Source organism: Streptomyces sp. NPDC048255 (assembly GCF_040652415.1).
Classification (GTDB): domain Bacteria; phylum Actinomycetota; class Actinomycetes; order Streptomycetales; family Streptomycetaceae; genus Streptomyces.
In genome coordinates this window covers 89,298-110,874 of record NZ_JBEZMA010000022.1, presented here as the reverse complement: position 1 = coordinate 110,874, position 21,577 = coordinate 89,298, and the positions used below count along the sequence as shown (strand labels likewise).

General features: G+C 72.1%; 13 protein-coding genes and 1 riboswitch. Of the genes, 4 read left to right on the top strand and 9 right to left on the bottom strand.

Annotation, left to right across the window (positions count from 1 at the left end; translation table 11 throughout):
* Positions 1-34: 34 nt before the first annotated feature.
* From AB0D94_RS19360 to AB0D94_RS19350, 3 genes are read right to left on the bottom strand one after another with little or no spacing between them, the layout of a single operon-like run.
* Entirely contained in the window at positions 35-1,531 is a 1,497-nt protein-coding gene (locus AB0D94_RS19360; protein ID WP_362053013.1) for a precorrin-2 C(20)-methyltransferase, read from the bottom strand.
* Complete coding sequence (locus tag AB0D94_RS19355) at positions 1,528-2,175, bottom strand: precorrin-8X methylmutase (protein ID WP_362053010.1); 648 nt, start codon at positions 2,173-2,175, stop codon at positions 1,528-1,530. The genes AB0D94_RS19360 and AB0D94_RS19355 overlap by 4 nt, the downstream gene beginning before the upstream one ends.
* Positions 2,172-3,383 (bottom strand): cobalamin biosynthesis protein CobG, encoded by a 1,212-nt coding sequence (locus tag AB0D94_RS19350; RefSeq protein ID WP_362053007.1) that lies wholly within the window; start codon positions 3,381-3,383, stop codon positions 2,172-2,174. Before AB0D94_RS19350 ends, AB0D94_RS19355 begins: the two co-directional genes overlap by 4 nt.
* A 527-nt stretch (positions 3,384-3,910) precedes the next feature.
* Positions 3,911-4,068, top strand: a riboswitch (cobalamin riboswitch).
* Between the two features lie 32 nt (positions 4,069-4,100).
* Between AB0D94_RS19350 and cobN the strand changes: the two genes are divergently transcribed.
* Both cobN and AB0D94_RS19340 read left to right on the top strand, forming a co-directional pair.
* The gene (gene cobN, locus AB0D94_RS19345; RefSeq protein ID WP_362053004.1) at positions 4,101-7,718 is read left to right on the top strand and encodes a cobaltochelatase subunit CobN; all 3,618 of its coding nucleotides are present in this window, start codon (positions 4,101-4,103) and stop codon (positions 7,716-7,718) included.
* Positions 7,719-7,937: 219 nt separating this feature from the next.
* Positions 7,938-10,163, top strand: coding sequence for a germacradienol/geosmin synthase (locus tag AB0D94_RS19340; protein ID WP_362053001.1), 2,226 nt, complete (start codon positions 7,938-7,940; stop codon positions 10,161-10,163).
* A 125-nt stretch (positions 10,164-10,288) separates the two neighbouring features.
* Here AB0D94_RS19340 and AB0D94_RS19335 read toward each other — a convergent pair whose 3' ends face one another.
* The 6 genes from AB0D94_RS19335 to AB0D94_RS19310 form a co-directional block, all read right to left on the bottom strand.
* Positions 10,289-11,521, bottom strand: a complete 1,233-nt coding sequence (locus AB0D94_RS19335) for a YncE family protein (protein WP_362052998.1) — start codon at positions 11,519-11,521, stop codon at positions 10,289-10,291.
* 142 nt (positions 11,522-11,663) lie between these two features.
* Positions 11,664-12,827: an XdhC/CoxI family protein gene (locus AB0D94_RS19330; protein ID WP_362052995.1), complete on the bottom strand. Its 1,164-nt coding sequence runs from the start codon at positions 12,825-12,827 to the stop codon at positions 11,664-11,666.
* Positions 12,828-12,908: 81 nt separating this feature from the next.
* Positions 12,909-14,372: an NCS2 family permease gene (locus AB0D94_RS19325; RefSeq protein ID WP_362052992.1), complete on the bottom strand. Its 1,464-nt coding sequence runs from the start codon at positions 14,370-14,372 to the stop codon at positions 12,909-12,911.
* A 328-nt stretch (positions 14,373-14,700) separates the two neighbouring features.
* The gene (gene pucD / locus AB0D94_RS19320; protein WP_362052989.1) at positions 14,701-17,106 is read right to left on the bottom strand and encodes a xanthine dehydrogenase subunit D; all 2,406 of its coding nucleotides are present in this window, start codon (positions 17,104-17,106) and stop codon (positions 14,701-14,703) included.
* 2 nt (positions 17,107-17,108) lie between these two features.
* Positions 17,109-17,714 (bottom strand): (2Fe-2S)-binding protein, encoded by a 606-nt coding sequence (locus tag AB0D94_RS19315; RefSeq protein ID WP_257553638.1) that lies wholly within the window; start codon positions 17,712-17,714, stop codon positions 17,109-17,111.
* Between the two features lie 2 nt (positions 17,715-17,716).
* The gene (locus tag AB0D94_RS19310; protein WP_031151493.1) at positions 17,717-18,613 is read right to left on the bottom strand and encodes a xanthine dehydrogenase family protein subunit M; all 897 of its coding nucleotides are present in this window, start codon (positions 18,611-18,613) and stop codon (positions 17,717-17,719) included.
* A 254-nt stretch (positions 18,614-18,867) separates the two neighbouring features.
* On the opposite strand from AB0D94_RS19310, the gene AB0D94_RS19305 reads away from it, so the two are divergent.
* A complete protein-coding gene (locus AB0D94_RS19305; RefSeq protein ID WP_362052984.1) occupies positions 18,868-20,547 on the top strand; it encodes a PucR family transcriptional regulator ligand-binding domain-containing protein in 1,680 nt (559 codons plus the stop codon).
* A 165-nt stretch (positions 20,548-20,712) separates the two neighbouring features.
* Entirely contained in the window at positions 20,713-21,516 is an 804-nt protein-coding gene (locus tag AB0D94_RS19300; protein ID WP_362052981.1) for a hypothetical protein, read from the top strand.
* Positions 21,517-21,577: the final 61 nt, after the last annotated feature.

Genomic DNA, 21,577 nt, shown 5'->3' with positions numbered 1-21,577 from the left:
GGGCCTTCCCCGCGTACCGCTCCGCCTCACCCGGTCACGGGTAGCGGCGCGGCGTCCAGGTGAGCCTGGACCCGTCGGCCCGCTCGGTGACCTGGGTCTGCGAGGAGCCGACCAGCAGGATCGTGCGCATGTCCACCTCGGACGGCTCCAGCCCGGCGAGGGTGACGATCCGCACCGACTGCTCCGGGCCGCCCACGTCGCGGGCGACGACCACCGGGGTCTCGGGCGCGCGCAGCTCCAGCAGCAGCTCACGGGCCTGGGCCACCTGCCAGGTACGGCTGCGCGAGCCGGGGTTGTAGAGGGCGAGCACCAGGTCGGCGGCGGCGGCCGCGCGCAGCCGCTCCGCGATGACCTCCCACGGCTTGAGCCGGTCGGACAGCGAGATGGTGGCGTAGTCGTGGCCGAGGGGGGCGCCCGCCGCGGCGGCCGCCGCGTTGGCGGCCGTCACCCCCGGCAGGACCCGTACGGGCACGTCCTTGTACTCCGCCTGCCCCGCGACTTCCAGGACCGCCGTGGCCATGGCGAAGACCCCGGGGTCGCCACCGGAGACCACGGCCACCCGCTTGCCGCGCCGGGCGAGGTCGAGGGCGAACTCGGCCCGCTCCGACTCCACCTTGTTGTCGGAGCCGTGCCGGATCTGGCCCGGCTTCACGGGGACCCGGTCCAGGTACGTCGTGTAGCCGACGAGCACCTCGGCGTCGGCGAGCGCCCGCCGGGTCTGCGGGGTGAGCCACAGCGGCCCCGCCGGACCGGTGCCGACGACCACGACCTCGCCGGGGCCGGACGGCACCTGGCCCGGGTTGCCGATGCGGCTGGGGACGACCGCGACGGCGAAGTACGGCACGCTCTGCGGGTCGGTGTCGCCGAGCAGCCCGGTCCGCTCGCCCGCCATGGTGGCGCGCTCGACGTAGCGGGCCTCGGCGAGCCGGCCACTGCTGGCCATCGCACCGCGCACGGCGGGGAAGGTGCGGCCGAGCTTCATCACGACCGCCGAGTCGGTGGCGGCGAGACGGGCGGCGAGCTCCTCCTCGGGCAGGGTGCCGGGGAGGATGGTCAGCACCTCCTCGCCCTCCACGAGCGGGGTGCCGAGCCGGGCCGCGGCGGCGCTGACGGAGGTGACACCGGGGATGACCTCGGTCTCGTACCGGTCCGCGAGCCGCTTGTGCATGTGCATGTACGAGCTGTAGAAGAGCGGGTCGCCCTCCGCGAGGACGGCCACGGTCCGGCCGGCGTCCAGGTGCGCGGCCAGGCGGGCCGCGGCGGACTCGTAGAACTCCTCCATCGCGCCCTGGTAGCCGCCGGGGTGGTCGGTGGTCTCGGTGGTGACCGGGTAGACCAGCGGCTCCTCGATGTGGTCCGCGCGCAGGTGGCCCGCCGCGATCGAGCGGGCGATGGAACGGCCGTGGCGGGCGCTGTGGTAGGCGACGACATCGGCCTCGCCGATCACCTGGACGGCGCGCAGGGTCATCAGGTTCGGGTCGCCGGGCCCGAGGCCGACCCCGTACAGGCGCCCCTTGACGGTGTCGCTCATTCGGCCACGCTCGCGATGGCGTTGACGGCGGCGGCCGCGATGGCGCTGCCGCCGCGCCGGCCCCGCACGATCAGGTGGTCGAGGCCGGAGGGGTGCGCGGCGAGGGCGTCCTTGGACTCGGCGGCGCCGATGAAGCCGACGGGTACGCCGATGACGGCGGCCGGGCGCGGGGCGCCCTCCTCGATCATCTCCAGCAGCCGGAAGAGCGCGGTGGGCGCGTTGCCGACGGCGATCACGGAGCCCTCCAACAGGCCCCGGTCACGCCAGACTTCGAGCGCGGCGGCGCTGCGGGTGGTGCCCATCTTCGCGGCGAGTTCCGGCACGGCCGGGTCGGAGAGGGTGCAGATCACGTCGTTGTCCGCGGGCAGCCGCTTACGGGTGACCCCGCTCGCGACCATCTGCACGTCGCACAGGATCGGCGCGCCGGCCTCCAGGGCCGCGCGGGCCCGCAGCACCACCTCCGGGGTGTACCCCAGGTCCTTCGGGAGGTCGGTCATGCCACAGGCGTGAATCATGCGCACCGCGACCTGGGCGACCGAGGCGGGCAGCCTCGAAAGGTCCGCCTCGGCGCGGATCGTGGCAAAGGACTGGCGGTAGATCGCGGCGCCGTCCTTCTCGTACTCGAACACGGTGTACTCGCTCATTTCTTCACTGCGGCTTCGGACACTCGGGGTTGGTTGCGCGCGGCGGCGAGGGCCGCGGCGAGTTCGTGGGGTGCCACCGGGTCCGCGCCGAGCCGGTACCCGTCGGGCGTGGCCACCAGGTCCACCCAGGCCGTACCGCGGGGGTGCCCGCAGCGGCGTTCGCAGCCGGACCAGTGGACGGGCAGCGGCCCCCGCGCCCGCTCGGCGACGGCCCGCGCGTCGGCGCGTACGTCGGCGAGGGACTTGGCGCAGCCGGGCCGGCCCGTACAGGCGGTGACGGACTCCCAGGCACTGCCCGGCGCGGTGACGAGCCCGGCGGGGCGGGCGCCGGCCGGGGCGGTGACGAGGATGCTGCGCCACGGCGTGATCCGCAGCTCGCCGGGCAGCTCCCGCCACTGCTCGGTGCTGAGCCGGCCGAGCGGGACCAGGACGCAGAGCGCGTCCCCGTGCGCCCCGGGCGCGGGCGGGTCCGCGTACGGGCGGGGCGCGTCGGGGACGTACCGGGCGGGGATGCCCCGGCGGGCCAGGCGGGCGGTGAACTCCTGGCCGTCCAGAGCGTGTTCGGCGGGCAGTTCGGCGATCCGCCAGGCCCGGGTGCCGGCGGCGGCCGCGGCGTCGAGGAAGTGGTGGGCGGCCTCCAGCGCGGCCCGCGCGGCATCGGCGGCGGCCACCTCGGCGGCGTCCGGCGACGCGCCGAGCCGGATCAGCACCCGCCCGCCCGGCTGCGCGAGGAGGGTCACATCGGGGCCGAGGGCGGCCACGTCCCCGCGCCCGTCGTCCACGGCGAACAGGAACCGGCCGGAGAGCGCCGCAGCCTCGGGGTCGGCGCACAGCTCCCGGTCCAGGGCGCGTACCGGGGCGGGGTCCGCCAGCGGGCTGGCGACGATGTTCCGGATCCGCTCGTGCGAGGGCGCGGGCAGCAGCCCGACGGAGTCCAGCAGCTCGGCCAGCCCGGCGCCGCACCCCTCGCGGAGGCCGCGCAATTGCACGTTGCCGCGCGAGGTGAGCTCCAGGTGCCCGTCGCCGAACCGGTCGGCGGCGAGCCCGAGGGCGGCGGCCTGCCGGGCGGCGAGCAGCCCGCCGGGGATCCGGACCCGCGCGAGGAACCCGTCGTCGGCCGCGTGCAGGCGCAGCGCGCCCGGACAGGCGTCACCCCGGTCCCGTATGACGGGTTCGTCCCGCGATACGGCGGAGGGCGGCTTGGACATGGCCGCGAGCATACCCACGATTCCCACCCCACCCCCTGACCGGGCCGAAGCCCCGGACCATTCCGGCCCCGGACCATTCCAGCCCCGCCCCCTGACTGGGCCGAAGCCCCGGCCATTCCAGCCCCGCCGGCGTTTGAGGCGCAGGGTCCGGGGCAGAGCCCCGGGCAACGGCGCCGCACCCAAGCCCCGAATCCGCCCAGCCAGCGCAGCGCGACCGCAGAGCCCCGGCAACGGCGCCGCACCCAAGCCCCCAATCCGCCCAGCCAGCGCAGCGCGACCGCAGAGCCCCGGCAACGGCGCCGCACCCAAGCCCCCAATCCGCCCAGCCAGCGCAGCGCGACCGCAGAACCCCGGCAACGGCGCCGCACCCAAACGCAGACGCCCAAGCCAGCAAAGCGCCACGCCAAAGCACCGCACCAGACGGCAAAACCGCCCAAGCCAGCGCAGCGCGACCGCACGCGCCGCCCCACCACACAACCGCCCGAGCCGGCGCAGCGCCCCCGTACAGCCGGCCTGGGAAAACGCCACCTAAGATGACCTCCCGACGGGCCATTCGGCCCGTCATCGCCGAGGACGGCGACATGGGAGGAAGCCCGGTGCGATTCCGGCGCGGTCCCGCCACTGTGAACCTCGCGGAGCGATCCGCCGGGTGAGTCAGGAACTCCCGCTGTCCTCACTGCCCGGGGCGCGGAAACCCCGAGGAAGGCCTGCCGCCGCATGATCCTGCTGCTGTCGACGTCCGACACCGATCTGCTCAGCGCCCGCGCCGCGAACACGGCGGACGGCCCCGTGCCGTACCGGTTCGCGAACCCCTCCCGCCTTCCCCTGGACGACCTCCCCGGCCTCCTCGACGGAGTCGGCCTGGTCGTCGTACGCCTCCTCGGCGGCCTGCGCGCCTGGCAGGACGGCCTCGACCTGCTCCTGGCCCCCGGCCAGACCCGCCCGGTCGTGGTCCTGACCGGCGAACAGGCTCCGGACGCCCAGCTGATGGAGGCCTCCACGGTCCCGATCGGCATCGCGGCCGAGGCCCACGGCTACCTCGCGCACGGCGGCCCCGCCAACCTGGAGCAGCTGGCCCGGTTCCTCTCGGACACCGTCCTGCTCACCGGCCACGGCTTCGAGCCGCCCGCCGCCTCCCCCACCTGGGGCCCCCTGGAGCGCACCCCGCGGCACACCACCGGCCCCCGGGTCGCCGTGCTCTACTACCGCGCCCACCAGATGAGCGGCAACACCGCCTTCGTGCACACCCTGTGCGAGGCCATCGAGGCGCATGACGCGCAGGCGCTCCCCCTCTACGTGTCCTCCCTGCGCACCCCCGAGCCGGAGCTGCTGACGGAGCTGGAGGGCGTCGACGCGGTCGTCACCACCGTGCTCGCGGCCGGCGGCACCAAGCCCGCCACCGCTTCGGCGGGCGGGGACGACGAGTCCTGGGACGCCGGCGCGCTCGCCTCGCTCGGCGTGCCGATCCTCCAGGCGCTGTGCCTGACGGGCTCGCGCAGCAACTGGGAGGAGAACGACGAGGGGCTGTCCCCCCTCGACGCCGCCACCCAGGTGGCCGTGCCCGAGTTCGACGGCCGCCTGATCACCGTCCCGTTCTCCTTCAAGGAGCTCGACGAGGACGGCCTGCCCGCGTACGTGGCCGACCCCGAGCGGGCCGCCCGGGTCGCGGGGATCGCCGTACGCCACGCGCGCCTGCGCCACATCGACCGCCGCGACAAGAAGGTCGCGCTGGTCCTGTCCGCGTACCCGACGAAGCATTCCCGCATCGGCAACGCGGTCGGGCTCGACACCCCGGCCAGCGCCGTGGAGCTGCTGCGCACGCTGATCGCCGGCGGCTACGACTTCGGCCCCGTCGAGGACATCCCGGGCCTCGTCTCCGGTGACGGCGACGAGCTGATCCGCGCCCTGATCGAGGCCGGCGGCCACGACCAGGAGTGGCTCACCGAGGAGCAGCTGGCCCGCAACCCGGTCCGGATCCCGGCCGCCGACTACCGGCGCTGGTTCGCCCAGCTCCCGGCCGATCTGCGCGAGAGCGTCGAGACGCACTGGGGCGAGGCCCCCGGTTCCATGTTCGTGGACCACTCGGCCAACCCGGAGGGCGACATCGTCCTGGCGGCCCTGCGCCGCGGGAACCTGCTGATCCTGATCCAGCCGCCGCGCGGCTTCGGCGAGAACCCGATCGCGATCTACCACGACCCGGACCTGCCGCCCTCGCACCACTACCTGGCCGCGTACCGCTGGATCCAGGCGCGCGCGCAGGACGGCGGCTTCGGCGCCGACGCGATGATCCACCTGGGCAAGCACGGGAACCTGGAGTGGCTGCCCGGCAAGAACGCGGGGCTCTCCGCGTCCTGCGCCCCGGACGCCGCCCTCGGTGACCTGCCCCTCATCTACCCCTTCCTGGTCAACGACCCGGGCGAGGGCACCCAGGCCAAGCGCCGCGTGCACGCCACCCTGGTCGACCACCTCGTGCCCCCCATGGCCCGGGCCGAGTCGTACGGCGACATCGCCCGCCTGGAGCAGCACCTGGACGAGTACGCCCAGATCTCCGCCATGGACCCGGCGAAGCTGCCCGCCATCCGCGCGCAGATCTGGACCCTGATCCAGGCCGCGAAGCTGGACCACGACCTGGGGCTGGAGGAGCGCCCGGACGACGAGGGCTTCGACGACTTCCTGCTGCACGTCGACGGCTGGCTGTGCGAGGTCAAGGACGCCCAGATCCGCGACGGTCTGCACGTCCTGGGCGGCGCCCCGACCGGCCCGGCCCGCGTCAACCTGGTGCTCGCCATCCTGCGCGCCCGTCAGATCTGGGGCGGTACGACGGCCCTGCCCGGCCTGCGCGAGGCGCTGGGCCTGGACGAGTCCGCGGCCACCCGTACCTCGGCGGACGCCGTCGAGGAGGCGGCCCGGGCGCTGGTCCAGGCGATGGAGGACGCGAACTGGTCCCTGGACGCGGTGGCTTCGGTCGCGGCGGGCCACCCGGCCCCGGTCGCGGACGTGCTGTCCTTCGCGGCCCGCGAGGTGGTCCCGCGGCTGGCCGGCACGGTGGACGAGATCGCCCACGTGGTCTCCGCCCTGGACGGCCGGTTCGTCCCGGCGGGCCCCTCCGGCTCGCCGCTGCGCGGCCTCGTCAACGTGCTCCCCACGGGCCGCAACTTCTACTCGGTGGACCCGAAGGCCGTCCCGTCCCGCCTCGCGTGGGAGACCGGACAGGCCCTCGCCGAGTCCCTCCTCACCCGCTACCGCACGGACAACGGCGAGTGGCCCGCCTCCGTCGGCCTGTCCCTGTGGGGCACCAGCGCGATGCGCACCTCCGGCGACGACGTGGCGGAGGCCCTGTCGCTGCTGGGCGTCCGGCCCGTCTGGGACGAGGCCTCGCGCCGCGTGACCGGCCTGGAGCCGATCCCGCTGGAGGAGCTGGGCCGTCCGCGCATCGACGTCACCCTGCGCATCTCGGGCTTCTTCCGCGACGCGTTCCCGCACGTGATCGGCCTGCTGGACGACGCGGTGCGCCTCGCGGCCTCCCTGGAGGAGCCCGCCGGACAGAACTTCGTCCGGGCCCACGCCCAGGCGGACCTGGCCGAGCACGGTGACGAGCGGCGCGCGACGACCCGTATCTTCGGCTCGCGCCCGGGTACGTACGGGGCGGGCATCCTCCAGCTGATCGACTCCCGGGACTGGCGTACGGACGCGGACCTCGCGGAGGTCTACACGGTGTGGGGCGGGTACGCGTACGGCCGCGGTCTCGACGGCCGCCCCGCCCGGGACGAGATGGAGACGGCCTACAAGCGCATCACGGTCGCCGCGAAGAACACGGACACCCGCGAGCACGACATCGCCGACTCGGACGACTACTTCCAGTACCACGGCGGCATGGTGGCCACGGTCCGCGCCCTGCGCGGCACGGCCCCGGAGGCGTACATCGGCGACTCCACCCGCCCGGAGACGGTCAAGACCCGCACCCTGGTCGAGGAGACCTCGCGCGTCTTCCGCGCCCGCGTCGTCAACCCCAAGTGGATCGAGGCCATGCGCCGCCACGGCTACAAGGGCGCCTTCGAGCTCGCGGCCACGGTGGACTACCTCTTCGGCTACGACGCCACGACGGGCGTGGTCGCGGACTGGATGTACGACAAGCTCACCGAGACGTACGTCCTGGACCCGGAGAACCGCGCCTTCCTGGAGGAGGCCAACCCCTGGGCCCTGCACGGCATCGCGGAGCGCCTCCTGGAGGCCGAGTCCCGCGGCATGTGGGAGAAGCCGGACCCGCAGATCCTCGAAGCCCTGCGCCAGGTCTACCTGGACACGGAGGGCAACCTCGAGGGCGAGACGGACTGAACCGGCGGCTGACCGAGCGCCCGGGCGGCCCGGTCCGCCCGGCGTTCGCCGGCCCCTCCTATCCCCCGGCGGAACGTCACGCCGCGGAACAGCCCTTCCGTCACCTGAAGCAGTGAACTCCCCCTTATCCCAATGGCACCAGGGGTAGGGGCACTGCTGATCTCGTGCGGGGGCCGGGCCACCGGCTCCCGCGCCCATGGACGAAAGGCTCACCCAGCCGTGACGCAGCCGTTTCAACTGCCGGATTTCTACGTGCCCTATCCGGCGCGACTGAACCCCCACCTGGAGGACGCCCGGGTCCACACCAAGCAGTGGGCGCGGGCCCTCGGGATGCTGGAGGGTTCCGGTGTCTGGGAGGAGAGGGACCTCGACTCGCACGACTACGCGCTGCTCTGCTCCTACACCCACCCCGACTGCGACAGCGAGGCGTTGTCCCTCGTCACCGACTGGTACGTGTGGGTGTTCTTCTTCGACGACCACTTCCTGGAGATGTACAAGCGCTCCCAGGACCGCGAAGGCGCCCGCGACTACCTCGAAAGGCTCGCCGCCTTCATGCCGATGGACCTCGCCGACGGCTTCCCGGAGGCCACCAACCCGGTGGAGGCCGGTCTCGCCGACCTGTGGGAGCGGACCGTACCGGCCATGTCCATGGACTGGAGGGAACGGTTCTCCGAGAGCACGAAGAACCTGCTCAACGAGTCCATGTGGGAGCTCGCCAACATCCACATCGGGCGCGTGGCGAACCCGCTCGAGTACATCGAGATGCGGCGGAAGGTGGGCGGCGCCCCCTGGTCGGCCGGCCTGATCGAGTACGTCTCCGCCGAGGTCCCGGCCCGGATCGCGCGCTCCCGCCCGCTGGGCGTGCTGCGCGACGCCTTCTCCGACGCCGTGCACATCAGGAACGACATCTTCTCCTACGAGCGCGAGGTCGCGGACGAGGGTGAGCTCTCCAACGCCGTCCTGGTCCTGGAGACCTTCCTCGACTGCTCCACCCAGGAGGCCGCCGACGCCTCCAACGACCTGCTGACCTCCCGGCTCCAGCAGTTCGAGCACACCGCGCTCACCGAGATCCCGCAGCTGATCGCCGACCACGGGCTGGACCCGGCCGAGGCGGCCGCGGTCCTCGCCTACGCCAAGGGGCTCCAGGACTGGCAGTCCGGCGGACACGAGTGGCACATGGTCTCCAGCCGCTACATGAACAAGGAGGCCCGGTCCACGGCCGCGCTCACCCTGCCGTTCCTGCCTTCCGGGCTGGGCAGCGCGGCCCTGGACCTGCGCTCGGTGTTCGCCTCCCGCGCGATCGAGATGCGCCGCCGCTCCTTCACCCACGTGCCGTTCGAGAAGACCGGCCCGTCGGTGATCCCCGACGTCTACATGCCGTTCCCGCTGTCCCTCAGCCCGCACCACCGGCACGCCCTGGAGGAGTCCGTCGCCTGGGCCCGCCGGATGGGCCTGGTGGACCCCCAGCCCGGCGACCCGGCCTCCGCGATCTGGGACGAACAGCGGCTGCGGGGCTTCGACTTCGCGCTCTGCTCGGCCGGGATCGACCCGGACGCCACCGCGGAGCAGCTGGCCCTCAACGCCTGCTGGCTGACCTGGGGCACGTACGGGGACGACTACTACCCGGTGGCGTTCGCGCAGCCGAGGAACCTGCCCGCGGCCAAGGCGGCCACCGCCCGGCTGATCACCATGATCCCGGTGGACCACGCCGACCAGCCGGAGCCGCTCACCGCGATGGAGCGGGCGCTCGCCGACCTGTGGGTGCGGACCACCACGGCCATGGCCCCCGAGCACCGGGAGGAGTTCCGCACCTGTCTGGTCACCATGCTGGAGAGCTGGGTGTGGGAGGTGGACAACTCGATCGCCAACCGGATCCCGGACCCGGTGGACTACGCGGAGATGCGCCGGCACACCTTCGGCAGCGAACTCACCATGTACCTGTGCCGGCTGGGCCTGTCGGGCCGGGGCATTCCGGAGGAGATCTACGCCTCGGGGGTGATCCGCTCCCTGGAGAACGCGGCGATGGACACCGCCTGCCTGATCAACGACATCTTCTCGTACCAGAAGGAGATCGAGGTCGAGGGCGAGGTGCACAACCACGTGCTCGTCACCCGGAACTTCTTCGACATCGGCTACCCCGAGGCGCTGCGCATCTGCCATGCCCTGATGACCCAGCGCACCGAGGAGTTCGAGCACATCGTGGCCACCCAGCTGCCGGTGCTCTACGACGACTGGAAGCTGGACCGGGAGGCCCGCGCCGGGCTCGACGCCTATGTGCGGGAACTCCAGGACTGGCTGGCCGGGATCCTCAACTGGCACCAGAAGTGCCGTCGTTACCGCGAGGAAGACCTGCACCGGCTGCCCGCCGGGCCGGCCCTGGCGGGCTGGTCCTCGGAGTTCGGCATGGCCGCGGCGAGGATCGCCTACGCGGGCCGCGGCCTCTGACGTCCGCCCGCCCTCGCCCCGCGTCCGCCCCGCCCCGCGTCCGCCCCGCGCCCGCCCCGCGCCCGCCCCGCGCCCGCGGCAGCGGTCCCCGTCCGGACCGCTGCCGCGAAGTTCCCGCACAGGACCTAGTCGGCCGGCCAGGCCGCCGGGACGTGGCCGAGCCGGACGCGCTGCGGGTGGTCGCCGACCGGCACCGACACCCGGGCCGTGCCCGTGGCGAAGTCGATGGCCGTGACGCGGTCGGCTCCGCTCTCGGAGATCACGCAGGCCGTCCCGTCGCCGCTCACGGTCGCCCAGTACGGCTTGGAGGCGGGCACCAGCGGCCCCTCCGCGAGCGTGGCGCGGTCCACGACGGTGGCGTAGTCGTCCATGGTGCCCGCCACGCAGAGCTTGGTCCCATCCGGGCTCATGGACATGCCGTGGTGGCGGGAGTCGTTGACCCAGGTGGTGCGGTCGGTGCTGGTGGCCGGGTTCGCGGGGAGGGTCTTGAGGCGGGATATCCGGTCGGTGGCGACGTCGTACTCCAGGAAGCCGTTGAAGAACGACACCTGGAAGTAGAGCTTGGACTCGTCGGGGCTGAAGGACACCGGCCGCACCGAGTCGGACAGGTCCGGGCGGCCGAAGGCGTCCAGCCGCTCCCGCATGTCGATCACCCGGACGGTACGGAAGGTCTGCGCGTCGACCACGGTGATCTTCCGGTCGCCCTTCGTCCAGTCGAGCCAGGGTGCGTCGAGGGCGGTGTTCACCTCGCCGATCGAGCTGTTCCACAGGTACTTGCCGTCACGGGTGAAGGTGTTCTCGTGGGGCTTGTCCCCGGTCTTGAAGGAGCCGAGCTGGCGTCCGTCGGCGATGTCCAGGACGTGCACGGTGTTGGCCGTGGAGGCCGAGACCGCGACCCGGGTGCCGTCCGGGGAGACCGCCATGTGGTCGGAGCGGTAACCGGCCACGGGGAAGCGCCAGTTGATTCGCCCCGAGGCGACGTCGATCGATACGACGTCGGCGAAGCTGGGGCGGGAGACGACGACCGCGGAGCCGTCCGGGGTGGTGTACATGTCGTCCACGAACTGGTCGTGGCCCTCGCCGGCGGTCTCCCGGATGCCCAGGAAGTAGGCGAGCTTGACCGGATTGAGGTGGATCTCCCACAGGCGCTCGGCCTTGTCGGGGATGACGTCGATCCGGCCGATCCGGGCGAGGTCGCCGGTCGAGGCGAGGACGTCGGCGGTCCCCTCCCAGTTGTTCCCTACGAACAGCACCTCGCGCAGGGCGTCGTCGTCACCGGGGGCGGCAGCGGCCGGCCCGGCGGCGGTGAGCAGGGTGGCCGCGGCCAGCGCGCCGAGGGTGCGGAGGGTACGTGACATCCGTTCAACTCCGGTGTGGGGAAGGGATGGAGAGGGATCCTCCTGTTACCGGCCGGTAAAATAGGCGGAACGCCGGAAGGGCGCAACCCCCATGGGGTGGCGCCCTTCCGGTTCACGTACCGCCGTCAGCGGTTTCCGCTCTTCAAGCGACCGAGCCGATCCTGCTGATCACGGTGTTCGAGACGTCGGGGTGGATCGGTATGTGCGCGCCCGTGAGGGCCGCGCCGGTGCCGCCGCGCCGGTTGGCCACGATCTCGGCGGCGATGGACAGCGCGGTCTCCTCCGGGGAGCGGGCGCCGAGGTCCAGGCCGATCGGGGAGCGCAGCCGGGCCAGTTCCAGCTCGCTCACGCCGACCTCGCGCAGCCGCTTGTTGCGGTCCTCGTGGGTGCGCCGGGAGCCCATGGCCCCCACGTAGGCGACGGGAAGCCTGAGGGCCAGTTCGAGGAGGGGGACGTCGAACTTGGCGTCGTGGGTGAGCACGCACAGGACGGTCCGGCCGTCCACCGCGCCCGCCGAGGACTGCGCCTCCAGGTAGCGGTGCGGCCAGTCGACGATGATCTCGTCCGCCTCGGGGAAACGGTTCTTCGTCGCGAAGACGGGCCGGGCGTCGCACAGCGTCACCCGGTAGCCGAGGAACTTGCCGATCCGCACGAGGGCGGACGCGAAGTCGATGGCGCCGAAGACGATCATCCGCGGCGGCGGGACGCTGGATTCGACCAGGACCTTGAGCGGCTCTCCGCAGAGCCTTCCGTCGGCGCCGACCTCCAGCACGCCGGTCCGGCCGGCGTCGAGCATGGCGCGGGCCTCTTCGGCGATGGTGCGGTCCAGCTCGGGGTGTCCGCCGAAACCGCCCTGGTGGCCGCCTTCGGTACGGACGAGTACGGCGCGGCCCATGAGCTCGGCCGGCCCCTCGGCGATCCGGGCCACGGCCGCGGCCTCGCCGCGCGCCGCCGCGGCGAGGCCCGCCGCGAGCACCTCCCGTGCGGGAGAGCCCACGGGGACCGGGGTGACGAGGATGTCGATGATGCCGCCGCAGGTCAGGCCCACGGCGAAGGCATCGTCGTCGCTGTAGCCGAAGCGCTCCTGGACGGTCTCGCCGTCCTCCAGCGCCTGCTGGCACAGCTCGTACACCGCGCCCTCCACGCATCCACCGGAAACCGAACCGATGGCCGTGCCCTCGCTGTCCACGGCGAGGGCCGCTCCGGGCTGCCGGGGTGCGCTCCCGCCGACCGCCACGACCGTGGCGACGGCGAAGTCACGTCCCTGCTCGACCCACCGGTTCAGTTCTTCGGCGATGTCCAGCATGGGGGCCTCCTCGGAGAGGTTCGGATTCCAGTATCGGATACGTGGAGGTGCGGTGTTTCGTGCGGATCAGGTCCGGCCGGGTCAGTGGACCCCGAGCCAGCCCTCGATCGGGTTGAGGGCGAAGAAGACCACGAAGATGGCGGTCAGGGCCCACATGAAGGCACCGATCTCGCGGGCCTTGCCCTGCGCGACCTTGATGGCCACGTAGGAGATGACACCGGCGGCCACACCAGCGGTGATCTGGTAGGTGAACGGCATGATCACGACGGTCAGGAAGACCGGGATCGAGGTCGCGCTGTCGGACCAGTCCACGTGGCGGGCGTTCTGCATCATCATCGCGCCGATGACGACCAGGGCCGCGGAGGCGACCTCGCCCGGCACCACCTGGGTGATGGGGGTGAAGAAGAGGCAGGCGGCGAAGAACAGGCCGGTGACGACGGAGGCGAGACCTGTGCGGGCACCCTCACCGACGCCGGTGGCGGACTCGACGAACACGGTCTGGCCGGAGCCGCCCGCGACACCACCGATGGCGCCACCGGCGCCGTCGATGAACAGGGCCTTGGACAGGCCCGGCATGCGGCCCTTGTCGTCGGCGAGCTTGGCCTCGGTGCCGACGCCGATGATGGTGGCCATCGCGTCGAAGAAGCCGGCCAGGACGAGGGTGAAGACGATCATGCCGATCGTCATGGCGCTGACGTCGCCCCAGCCGCCGAAGGAGACGTCACCGAAGAGCGAGAAGTCCGGCATCGAGACTGCGGAGCCGGAGAGCTCCGGCGGGCCGTTCTTCCACGCCTTGGGGTCGATGTCCACGATGGCGTTCAGGATGGCCGCGACGACGGTGCCGCCGATGATGCCGATCAGGATCGCGCCGGGGACCTTGCGGGCCTGGAGCATGAAGATGCCGAGCAGGGTGATGCAGAAGAGCAGGACGGGCCAGCCGGCCAGCTCACCGACGGCGCCGAGCTGCACGGGGGGACCGAACTCCGGACCCTTGCCCACGAAGCCGGCCTTCACGAGGCCGATGAGGGCCACGAACAGACCGATGCCCATGGTGATGGCGTGCTTGAGCGCGAGGGGGATCGCGTTCATGATCATCTCTCGGAGGCCGGTGACGACCAGGAGACAGATCACGACGCCGTACATCACGCACATGCCCATGGCCTGCGGCCAGGTCATCTGGGGGGCGACCTGCGAGGCCAGCACACCCGAGACCGAGAGGCCGGCGGCGAGGGCGAGGGGCACCTTGCCGACGAAGCCCATCAGGAGCGTGGTCAGGGCCGCGGCGAAGGCCGTGGCGGTGATCAGGGCCGCGGGGGCCATGGTGTTTCCGGCGACGTCCTTGCCGGAGAGGATCAGCGGGTTGAGCAGGAGGATGTACGCCATGGCCATGAAGGTCGTGATACCGCCACGAACCTCGTTGCCGACGTTGGATCCTCTATGGGTGATGTGAAAGTACCGGTCGAGCCAAGAACGCCCGGCGGGGTTACGAGAGCCGTCGCCGGCCTCTTCCGCGGTGGTCTTGGGCTCCACAGACGACTGGGTCATGGTGCCTAACTCCCAAGGTTCAAAGGGGCACCCGCGTGGGGATTGGAGACTGCGGGATTTGGGATGGTGCGTTTGGCTGCACGACCCGGGGTGACGGCCCGAGGCGACGCGAAATGTGCACTGCGTGTACTGCGGGTACTGCGGGGGTTACCGCTGGTACTCATGGCGGGGGGTTCTGCAGGGGTACTGCCGGGTGAAGGGACCGCGAGCGGTGCGGTGCTTCGTATGTACTCCGGGCGGTGCGCAGTGAAGTGTGACGTTCCCATGTCGCACCACCCGGAGGGTCTGAGGGGGTCCGGGGGCCTCGCGGCCCCCGGACCACGCCGTCCTAGAGGGTCCCGGTGAGGGCTTCCGGACGGATCGGCGTCTTGTTGAGCTCCAGACCCGTCGCCTGCCGGATCGCCGCGAGGACGGCCGGGGTCGACGAGAGGGTCGGGGCCTCGCCCATACCGCGAAGGCCGTAGGGCGCGTTCGGGTCGGCGAGCTCCAGGACGTCGACCGGGATGGTCGGGGTGTCCAGGATGGTCGGGATCAGGTAGTCCGTGAAGGAGGGGTTGCGCACCTTCGCGGTCTTCGGGTCCACGATGATCTCTTCCATGATCGCGACGCCGAGGCCCTGGGTGGTACCACCCTGGATCTGGCCGACCACGGACAGCATGTTCAGGGCCTTGCCGACGTCCTGGGCGGTCGCCAGCTCGACGACCTTGACCAGGCCGAGCTCGGTGTCCACCTCCACGACCGCGCGGTGCGCGGCGAAGGTGTACTGGACGTGGCCGTCGCCCTGGCCGGTGACCAGGTCGAACGGGACGGTCGGCCGGTGCCGGTACTCCAGCTCCAGGTCGATCGCGTCCTCGCCCTCGAGGATGTCGGCCAGGTCCGCGAGGACCTCGCCGCCGTCGGTGACGACCTTGCCGCCTTCGAGCAGCAGCTCGGCGGTGGCCCACGCGGGGTGGTAGGAGCCGTTCTTGCGGCGCCCGATCTCCAGGACGGCCTCGCGGACGGCCTCACAGGTGTTCTTCACCGCGCCACCGGTCATGTACGTCTGCCGGGAGGCGGACGTGGAACCGGCGGAGCCGACCTGGGTGTCGGCCGGGTGGATGGTCACCTGCGTGACACCCAGCTCCGTACGGGCGATCTGTGCGTGGACGGTGACACCGCCCTGGCCGACCTCCGCCATGGCCGTGTGGACCATCGCGACGGGCTCGCCGTTGATGACCTCGAGGCGCACGCGGGCGGTCGAGTAGTCGTCGAAGCCCTCGGAGAAGCCGACGTTCTTGATGCCGACCGCGTAGCCGACGCCGCGCACGACGCCCTCGCCGTGGGTGGTGTTCGAGAGACCGCCGGGCAGCGCGCGGACGTCCGCACCCTCGCCGGCGCTCTCCCACTGGCGCTCCGGCGGCAGCGGGCGGGACTTGACCCGGCGCAGCAGCTCGGCGACCGGCGCCGGGGAGTCCACGACCTGGCCGGTGGGCATGATCGTGCCCATCTCCATGGCGTTCAGCTGGCGGAACTCGACCGGGTCCATGCCCAGCTTCGCCGCGAGCTTGTCCATCTGGGCCTCGTACGCGAAGCAGGCCTGGACGGCGCCGAAGCCGCGCATCGCGCCACAGGGCGGGTTGTTCGTGTAGAGCGCGATCGCCTCGATGTCCACGTCCTCGAGGACGTACGGGCCCACCGAGAGCGAGGAGGCGTTGCCCACGACCGCCGGGGAAGCGGACGCGTACGCGCCGCCGTCCAGGACGATCTTGCACTTCATGTGCGTGAGCTTGCCGTCCTTGGTGGCGCCGTGCTCGTAGTAGAGCTTCGCCGGGTGGCGGTGCACGTGACCGAAGAAGGACTCGAACCGGTTGTAAACGATCTTGACCGGCTTGTTCGTGGCCAGGGCCAGCAGGCAGGCGTGGATCTGCATCGAGATGTCCTCGCGACCACCGAAGGCACCGCCGACGCCGGAGAGCGTCATGCGCACCTTCTCCTCGGGGAGACCGAGGACGGGGGCGATCTGCTTGAGGTCCGAGTGCAGCCACTGGGTGGCGACGTAGAGGTCGACACCACCGTCCTCGCTCGGTACGGCCAGACCGGACTCCGGGCCGAGGAAGGCCTGGTCCTGCATGCCGAAGGTGTACTCGCCCTCGACGATGACGTCGGCGCGCTTGCGGGCCTCTTCCACGTTTCCGCGGATGATCGGCTGGCGGTGGACGATGTTCGGGTGCGGGACGTGACCGATGTGGTGGTCGTCGCGGCCCTCGTGGATCAGCGGCGCGTCGGCGGCGAGGGCCGAGGCCTCGTCCGTGACGAGCGGCAGCTCACGGTAATCGATCTTGATCTTGGCGGCCGCGCGGCGGGCGGTCTCCGGGTGGTCGGCGGCCACGAGGGCGACCGGCTCACCGTGGTGGCGCACCCGGCCGTTGGCGAGGACCGGGGTGTCCTGGATCTCCAGGCCGTAGTTCTTCATCTCGGCCGGCAGGTCGTCGTACGTCAGCACCGAGTAGACGCCGGGCATGGCGAGCGCCTCGGAGATGTCGATGGAGACGATCTCGGCGTGGGCGACGGTGCTGCGCAGGGTCTGGCCCCACAGCATGTCCTCGTGCCACATGTCCGAGGAGTACGCGAACTCACCGGTGACCTTGAGGGTGCCGTCCGGGCGCAGCGTGGACTCGCCGATGCCGCCCTTGTTGTGCTTCTGGCTGACGTTCGTCGGCGCGCCTGCGGGCACCGTGCGCGTGTTCTGAGCCATGGTCAGACCGCCTCTGCCTGACGGGCGGCCGCGAGGCGGACCGCGTCGAGGATCTTCTCGTAGCCCGTGCAGCGGCACAGGTTGCCGGACAGGGCCTCACGGATGTCCTGGTCGGACGGGGAGGAGTTCTCCTCGAGCAGCGCGTCGGCCTGGACCAGGAGGCCCGGGGTGCAGAAACCGCACTGGACGGCGCCGGCGTCGATGAACGCCTGCTGGATGTTGGAGAGCTCGACGCCCTCGCCGGTCTGCGAGTCGCCCGGCTTGGCCTGCCACTGCTTGGCCGCGTCCAGGGACACGCCCTTGCTGCCGCAGCCGCCGCCGGTGCCGCAGGCACCGCCGTGGCCGTGCTCCTCGCGCTGCTTGGCGAACTCCGCCAGGCCCTCGACGGTCACGACGTCGCGGCCCTCGACCTGGCCGGCGGCCACGAGACAGGAGCAGACCGGCACGCCGTCGAGACGGACGGTGCAGGAACCGCACTCGCCCTGCTCGCAGGCGTTCTTCGAACCCGGCAGGCCCAGACGCTCACGCAGGACGTAGAGAAGGGACTCGCCCTCCCACACGTCGTCGGCTTCCTGCTGACGACCGTTGACAGTGAAATTGACGCGCATGGTTACGCAGCCCCTTCAAGCGAGCGGCCGTTGCCGGTACCGCGGTACTGCTCCCACGTCCAGACCAGCTGGCGGCGAGCCATGATGCCGACCGCGTGACGGCGGTACTTCGCCGTGCCGCGGACATCGTCGATCGGGTTGGCCGCGCCGGAGGCGAGGTCACCGAACTGCTTGGCGATCGACGGGGTGATGACCTTGCCGGACTCCCAGAAGCCGCCCTCTTCGAGCGCGGCGTTCAGGAACTCCTCCGCGGCCTTCGCCCGGATCGGGGTCGGCGCGGCCGAACCGATTCCGGTACGGACGGTGCGGGTCTCCGGGTGCAGCGCCAGACCGAACGCGCAGACCGCGATGACCATCGCGTTGCGGGAGCCGACCTTGGAGTACTGCTGGGGGCCGTCCGCCTTCTTGATGTGGACGGTCTTGATGAGCTCGTCGGCGGCCAGCGCGTTGCGCTTGACGCCGGTGTAGAACTCGTCGATCGGGATCAGGCGCGAGCCGCGTACGGACTCCACCTCGACCTCGGCACCCGCTGCGAGCAGCGCGGGGTGGGAGTCGCCGGCCGGCGAGGCGCAACCGAGGTTGCCGCCGACACCGCCGCGGTTGCGGATCTGCGGGGACGCGACCGTGTGCGAGGCGAGCGCGAGACCCGGCAGCTCCGTCCGGAGGTTCTCCATGATCTGCGTGTACGGGACGGAGGCGCCCAGACGGACCACGTCCTCGCCGACCTCCCACTCCCGCAGCAGACCGATGCGGTTCAGGTCCAGGAGGTACTCCGGCCGGCGGTGGTCGAAGTTGATCTCGACCATCACGTCGGTGCCACCCGCAATCGGCACAGCTGTGGGGAACTCGGCCTTAGCGGCGAGCGCCTCCTCCCAGCTGGCGGGGCGAAGGAAGTCCATGAGCGGCTCTCTTCTTCTTCATCGTGTCGTTCACTTCAAGCCAGGAGGCCTAGGGGCCCTCGACTGGTCGTTCACGTGCTGTTAACGCGGTGTGGAGTCAGTACACAAGCCGCGCGTCCCCCGGGTGCAGTCACCGAAACCATGAAGGAGTTGGCTGGCGGCCTCCCTCGTCTTGTAGATTCGTATGAAAGGCAGGATGCGACGACCTGCCCGATTTCCAACGGCAACATTCGAGACAGATCGGCGGCGACATCATGCGGCTGCGCGCACTGCTGGAAACCGAGGCGCTGGGGCTGCGGCTGCTCGGCGGCGAGGAAGAACTCGACCGGACGGTCCGCGGGGTCATGACGACCGACCTGCGCGATCCCAGCCGGTACCTCTCCGGGGGCGAACTCGTCCTCACTGGCCTGGCCTGGCGTAGAAATTCGGCCGACTCCGAGCCGTTCGTACGAATCCTCGCGAGCGCGGGCGTCGCGGGGCTGGCGGCGGGCGAGGCGGAGCTGGGAGCCATCCCGGACGATCTGGTATCGGCCTGTGTGCGCAACCGGCTGCCGCTGTTCGCCGTGAACGAAGACGTTGCATTCGCCACGATCACCGAGTACGTGGTGCGCCAGGTGTCCGGTGAGCGGGCAGGCGATCTCGCGGCCGTCGTGGACCGCCACCGCCGCCTGATGACCTCGGGTCCGGCCGGCGGCGGCCCCGACGTGGTGCTGGATCTGCTCACCACCGACCTCGATCTCCGGGCCTGGGTGCTGTCCCCCACGGGCCGGCAGATCGCCGGGGCGGGCGAGCCGCTGGCGCCGGGCGTGTGCGCAGCCCTGGCGAGCGAGCACCTCGCGGCGGTCCGGACGGGCCGCAGAGGGCCCCACCGGATCTCCATCCAGGGTATTACCTACTCCCTGTTCCCGATCAGAGGACACGGCCGGGGCGCCGCCGGCACGGTCGCCCGGGACGTACGCGAGACCGTGCTGTCGGACTGGCTGCTGGCCGTCGAGGCGGACGCGGGCGACTGGCCGGCCGAGCGCCTGGACCTGCTCCAGGGCGTCACCCAGCTCATCGCCGTGGAGCGCGACCGGCGCGACGCGGCCCGCACGGTGCGCCGCCGCCTGGCCCAGGAGGTCCTCGAACTGGTCCAGACGGGTGCACCGCCCGCCGAGATCGCCGCCCGCCTGCGGGTGGCCGCCCCGGTGCTGCTGCCCGGGCTGGGCGCCGCACCGCACTGGCAGGTCGTCGTGGCCCGGGTGGACTGGGACAACGGGGACATCCCCGGCGGCCCGGTGGCCCAGTCGCTGCTGGAGGAGATCCTCGTCGACCCGTCCGTGTCGGGGCCCGAGCCCTCGGACCGGATCGCGGTCGCCCACGCGGGTGATGAGGCCATCGCCCTCGTGCCGCTGCCCGCGCTGGCCGGGGAGGGCGGGGAGGACAAGGGCCCGGATTCGGCCCTGCACGCCGACGTGCTCCTCGCATCCGTACGGGACCCCCTGGCGGCAGGCCTGGCCGACGACGGCCGGCTCACCCTGGGCGTCAGCGCGGCCGTGCACTCCGCCGAGGGGCTGCGCGGGGCCCTGGAGGAGGCCCGGCACGCCCGCCGGGTCGCCGCGGCCCGCCCGGGCCGGGTCTGCGCCGCCGGCCACCACGAGCTGGCCTCGCACGTGCTGCTGCTGCCGTTCGTGCCGGACGACGTGCGCCGCGCCTTCACGGCCCGGCTGCTGGACCCCCTGCGGGACTACGACCGGCGCCACCGGGCGGAGCTCATCCCGACCCTGGAGGCCTTCCTGGACTGCGACGGCTCGTGGACCCGCTGCGCGACCCGGCTGCACCTGCACGTCAACACGCTGCGGTACCGGGTCGGGCGAATCGAGCAGTTGACGTCCCGGGACCTGTCCCGGCTGGAGGACAAGCTCGACTTCTTCCTCGCACTGCGGATGAGCTGAGGAGATCCGCCCCGCGGCCGTGCGGCCCGGCCCGGGGGCGGCTGATGATCCGTCCGGACTTTGTGAAAAGGTTCACCCGACCCCTTGGCCGGAGCCGCCGATCCGTGCTCTCATTTCGCCCCAGGGCCCAATGATGTGCGGCTTGATTGCTTTGGGGAGGGCAATGTGGCGGACACCGCCATGTCCGGTGCCGGATCTACCGGGGGCGAAGACCCCCTCCAGCGGGCGATATGGCGGTTGCGTTCGCGCGGCTGTTGGACCGACGCCGCGGCGCTGCTGACGCCACACGTCGGCAAGCCCGGAAACGCCGGAGCGGCCGTGCAGCGGACCGCGCTGCTGGTCGAGCGGTGCCTGTTCACCGGACAGGGCTGGTCCGAGGCGGAGGACGCGCTGCGGATCGCGGAGGCGGTGGCACAGGACGACGACGACCGCGGAGCGGCGGCCTGCGAGCGGGGCCAGCTGGCCTACGCCGCCACCGTGCTCGGCGTACGCGACCGGGCGGACGAGGCCCGCTCGGCCCTGGGCCGGGCGGCGGCCCTGCTGTCCCCCGGCTCCCGGACCCGGCCGCTGCTGGACTTCCGCCGGGGCCTGGTCGCCGAGCACCTGGCGGACGACCCGCAGTCGGCGCGGCCGGCGTACCGCCGGGCCCATACGGGGGCGCTGGCCCACGGGGACACCCTGCTGCTGTCGTTCACCTGGCGGCACCTGGCGGCGCTGGCCCTGCGGGACGGTGAGGTGGCCGAGGCCCGCAAGGGCTTCGTGGAATCCCTGCGGATCCGCGAGGAGCTCGGCTTCCTGGTCGGCACGGCCCCCGCGCTGGCCGCCCTGGCCGAGGCCGAACCGGAACCGGAAGCCACCCGCCTGCGCGCGGAGGCCCGCCGCCTGTTCCACCTCCTGGGCGGCATCCCCACCTGGCTGGCGGACCAGCTCCAACCGGCCCCCTCGCCCGCCCCGTCGCCTGCGGCGTAGCCCCCGCCACCAATCGCCTTAATCGCCGGCGGGGCTGAACTTCCCCGACCCGGCCCCGCCA

What these genes read in the sequence shown, in the direction of transcription:
- AB0D94_RS19360 (WP_362053013.1), bottom strand. Translation starts at nt 1,531, where the DNA reads ATGAGCGACACCGTCAAGGGGCGCCTGTACGGGGTCGGCCTCGGGCCC.
- AB0D94_RS19355 (WP_362053010.1), bottom strand. Translation starts at nt 2,175, where the DNA reads ATGAGCGAGTACACCGTGTTCGAGTACGAGAAGGACGGCGCCGCGATC.
- AB0D94_RS19350 (WP_362053007.1), bottom strand. Translation starts at nt 3,383, where the DNA reads ATGTCCAAGCCGCCCTCCGCCGTATCGCGGGACGAACCCGTCATACGG.
- cobN (WP_362053004.1), top strand. Translation starts at nt 4,101, where the DNA reads ATGATCCTGCTGCTGTCGACGTCCGACACCGATCTGCTCAGCGCCCGC.
- AB0D94_RS19335 (WP_362052998.1), bottom strand. Translation starts at nt 11,521, where the DNA reads ATGTCACGTACCCTCCGCACCCTCGGCGCGCTGGCCGCGGCCACCCTG.
- AB0D94_RS19330 (WP_362052995.1), bottom strand. Translation starts at nt 12,827, where the DNA reads ATGCTGGACATCGCCGAAGAACTGAACCGGTGGGTCGAGCAGGGACGT.
- AB0D94_RS19325 (WP_362052992.1), bottom strand. Translation starts at nt 14,372, where the DNA reads ATGACCCAGTCGTCTGTGGAGCCCAAGACCACCGCGGAAGAGGCCGGC.
- pucD (WP_362052989.1), bottom strand. Translation starts at nt 17,106, where the DNA reads ATGGCTCAGAACACGCGCACGGTGCCCGCAGGCGCGCCGACGAACGTC.
- AB0D94_RS19315 (WP_257553638.1), bottom strand. Translation starts at nt 17,714, where the DNA reads ATGCGCGTCAATTTCACTGTCAACGGTCGTCAGCAGGAAGCCGACGAC.
- AB0D94_RS19310 (WP_031151493.1), bottom strand. Translation starts at nt 18,613, where the DNA reads ATGGACTTCCTTCGCCCCGCCAGCTGGGAGGAGGCGCTCGCCGCTAAG.
- AB0D94_RS19305 (WP_362052984.1), top strand. Translation starts at nt 18,868, where the DNA reads ATGCGGCTGCGCGCACTGCTGGAAACCGAGGCGCTGGGGCTGCGGCTG.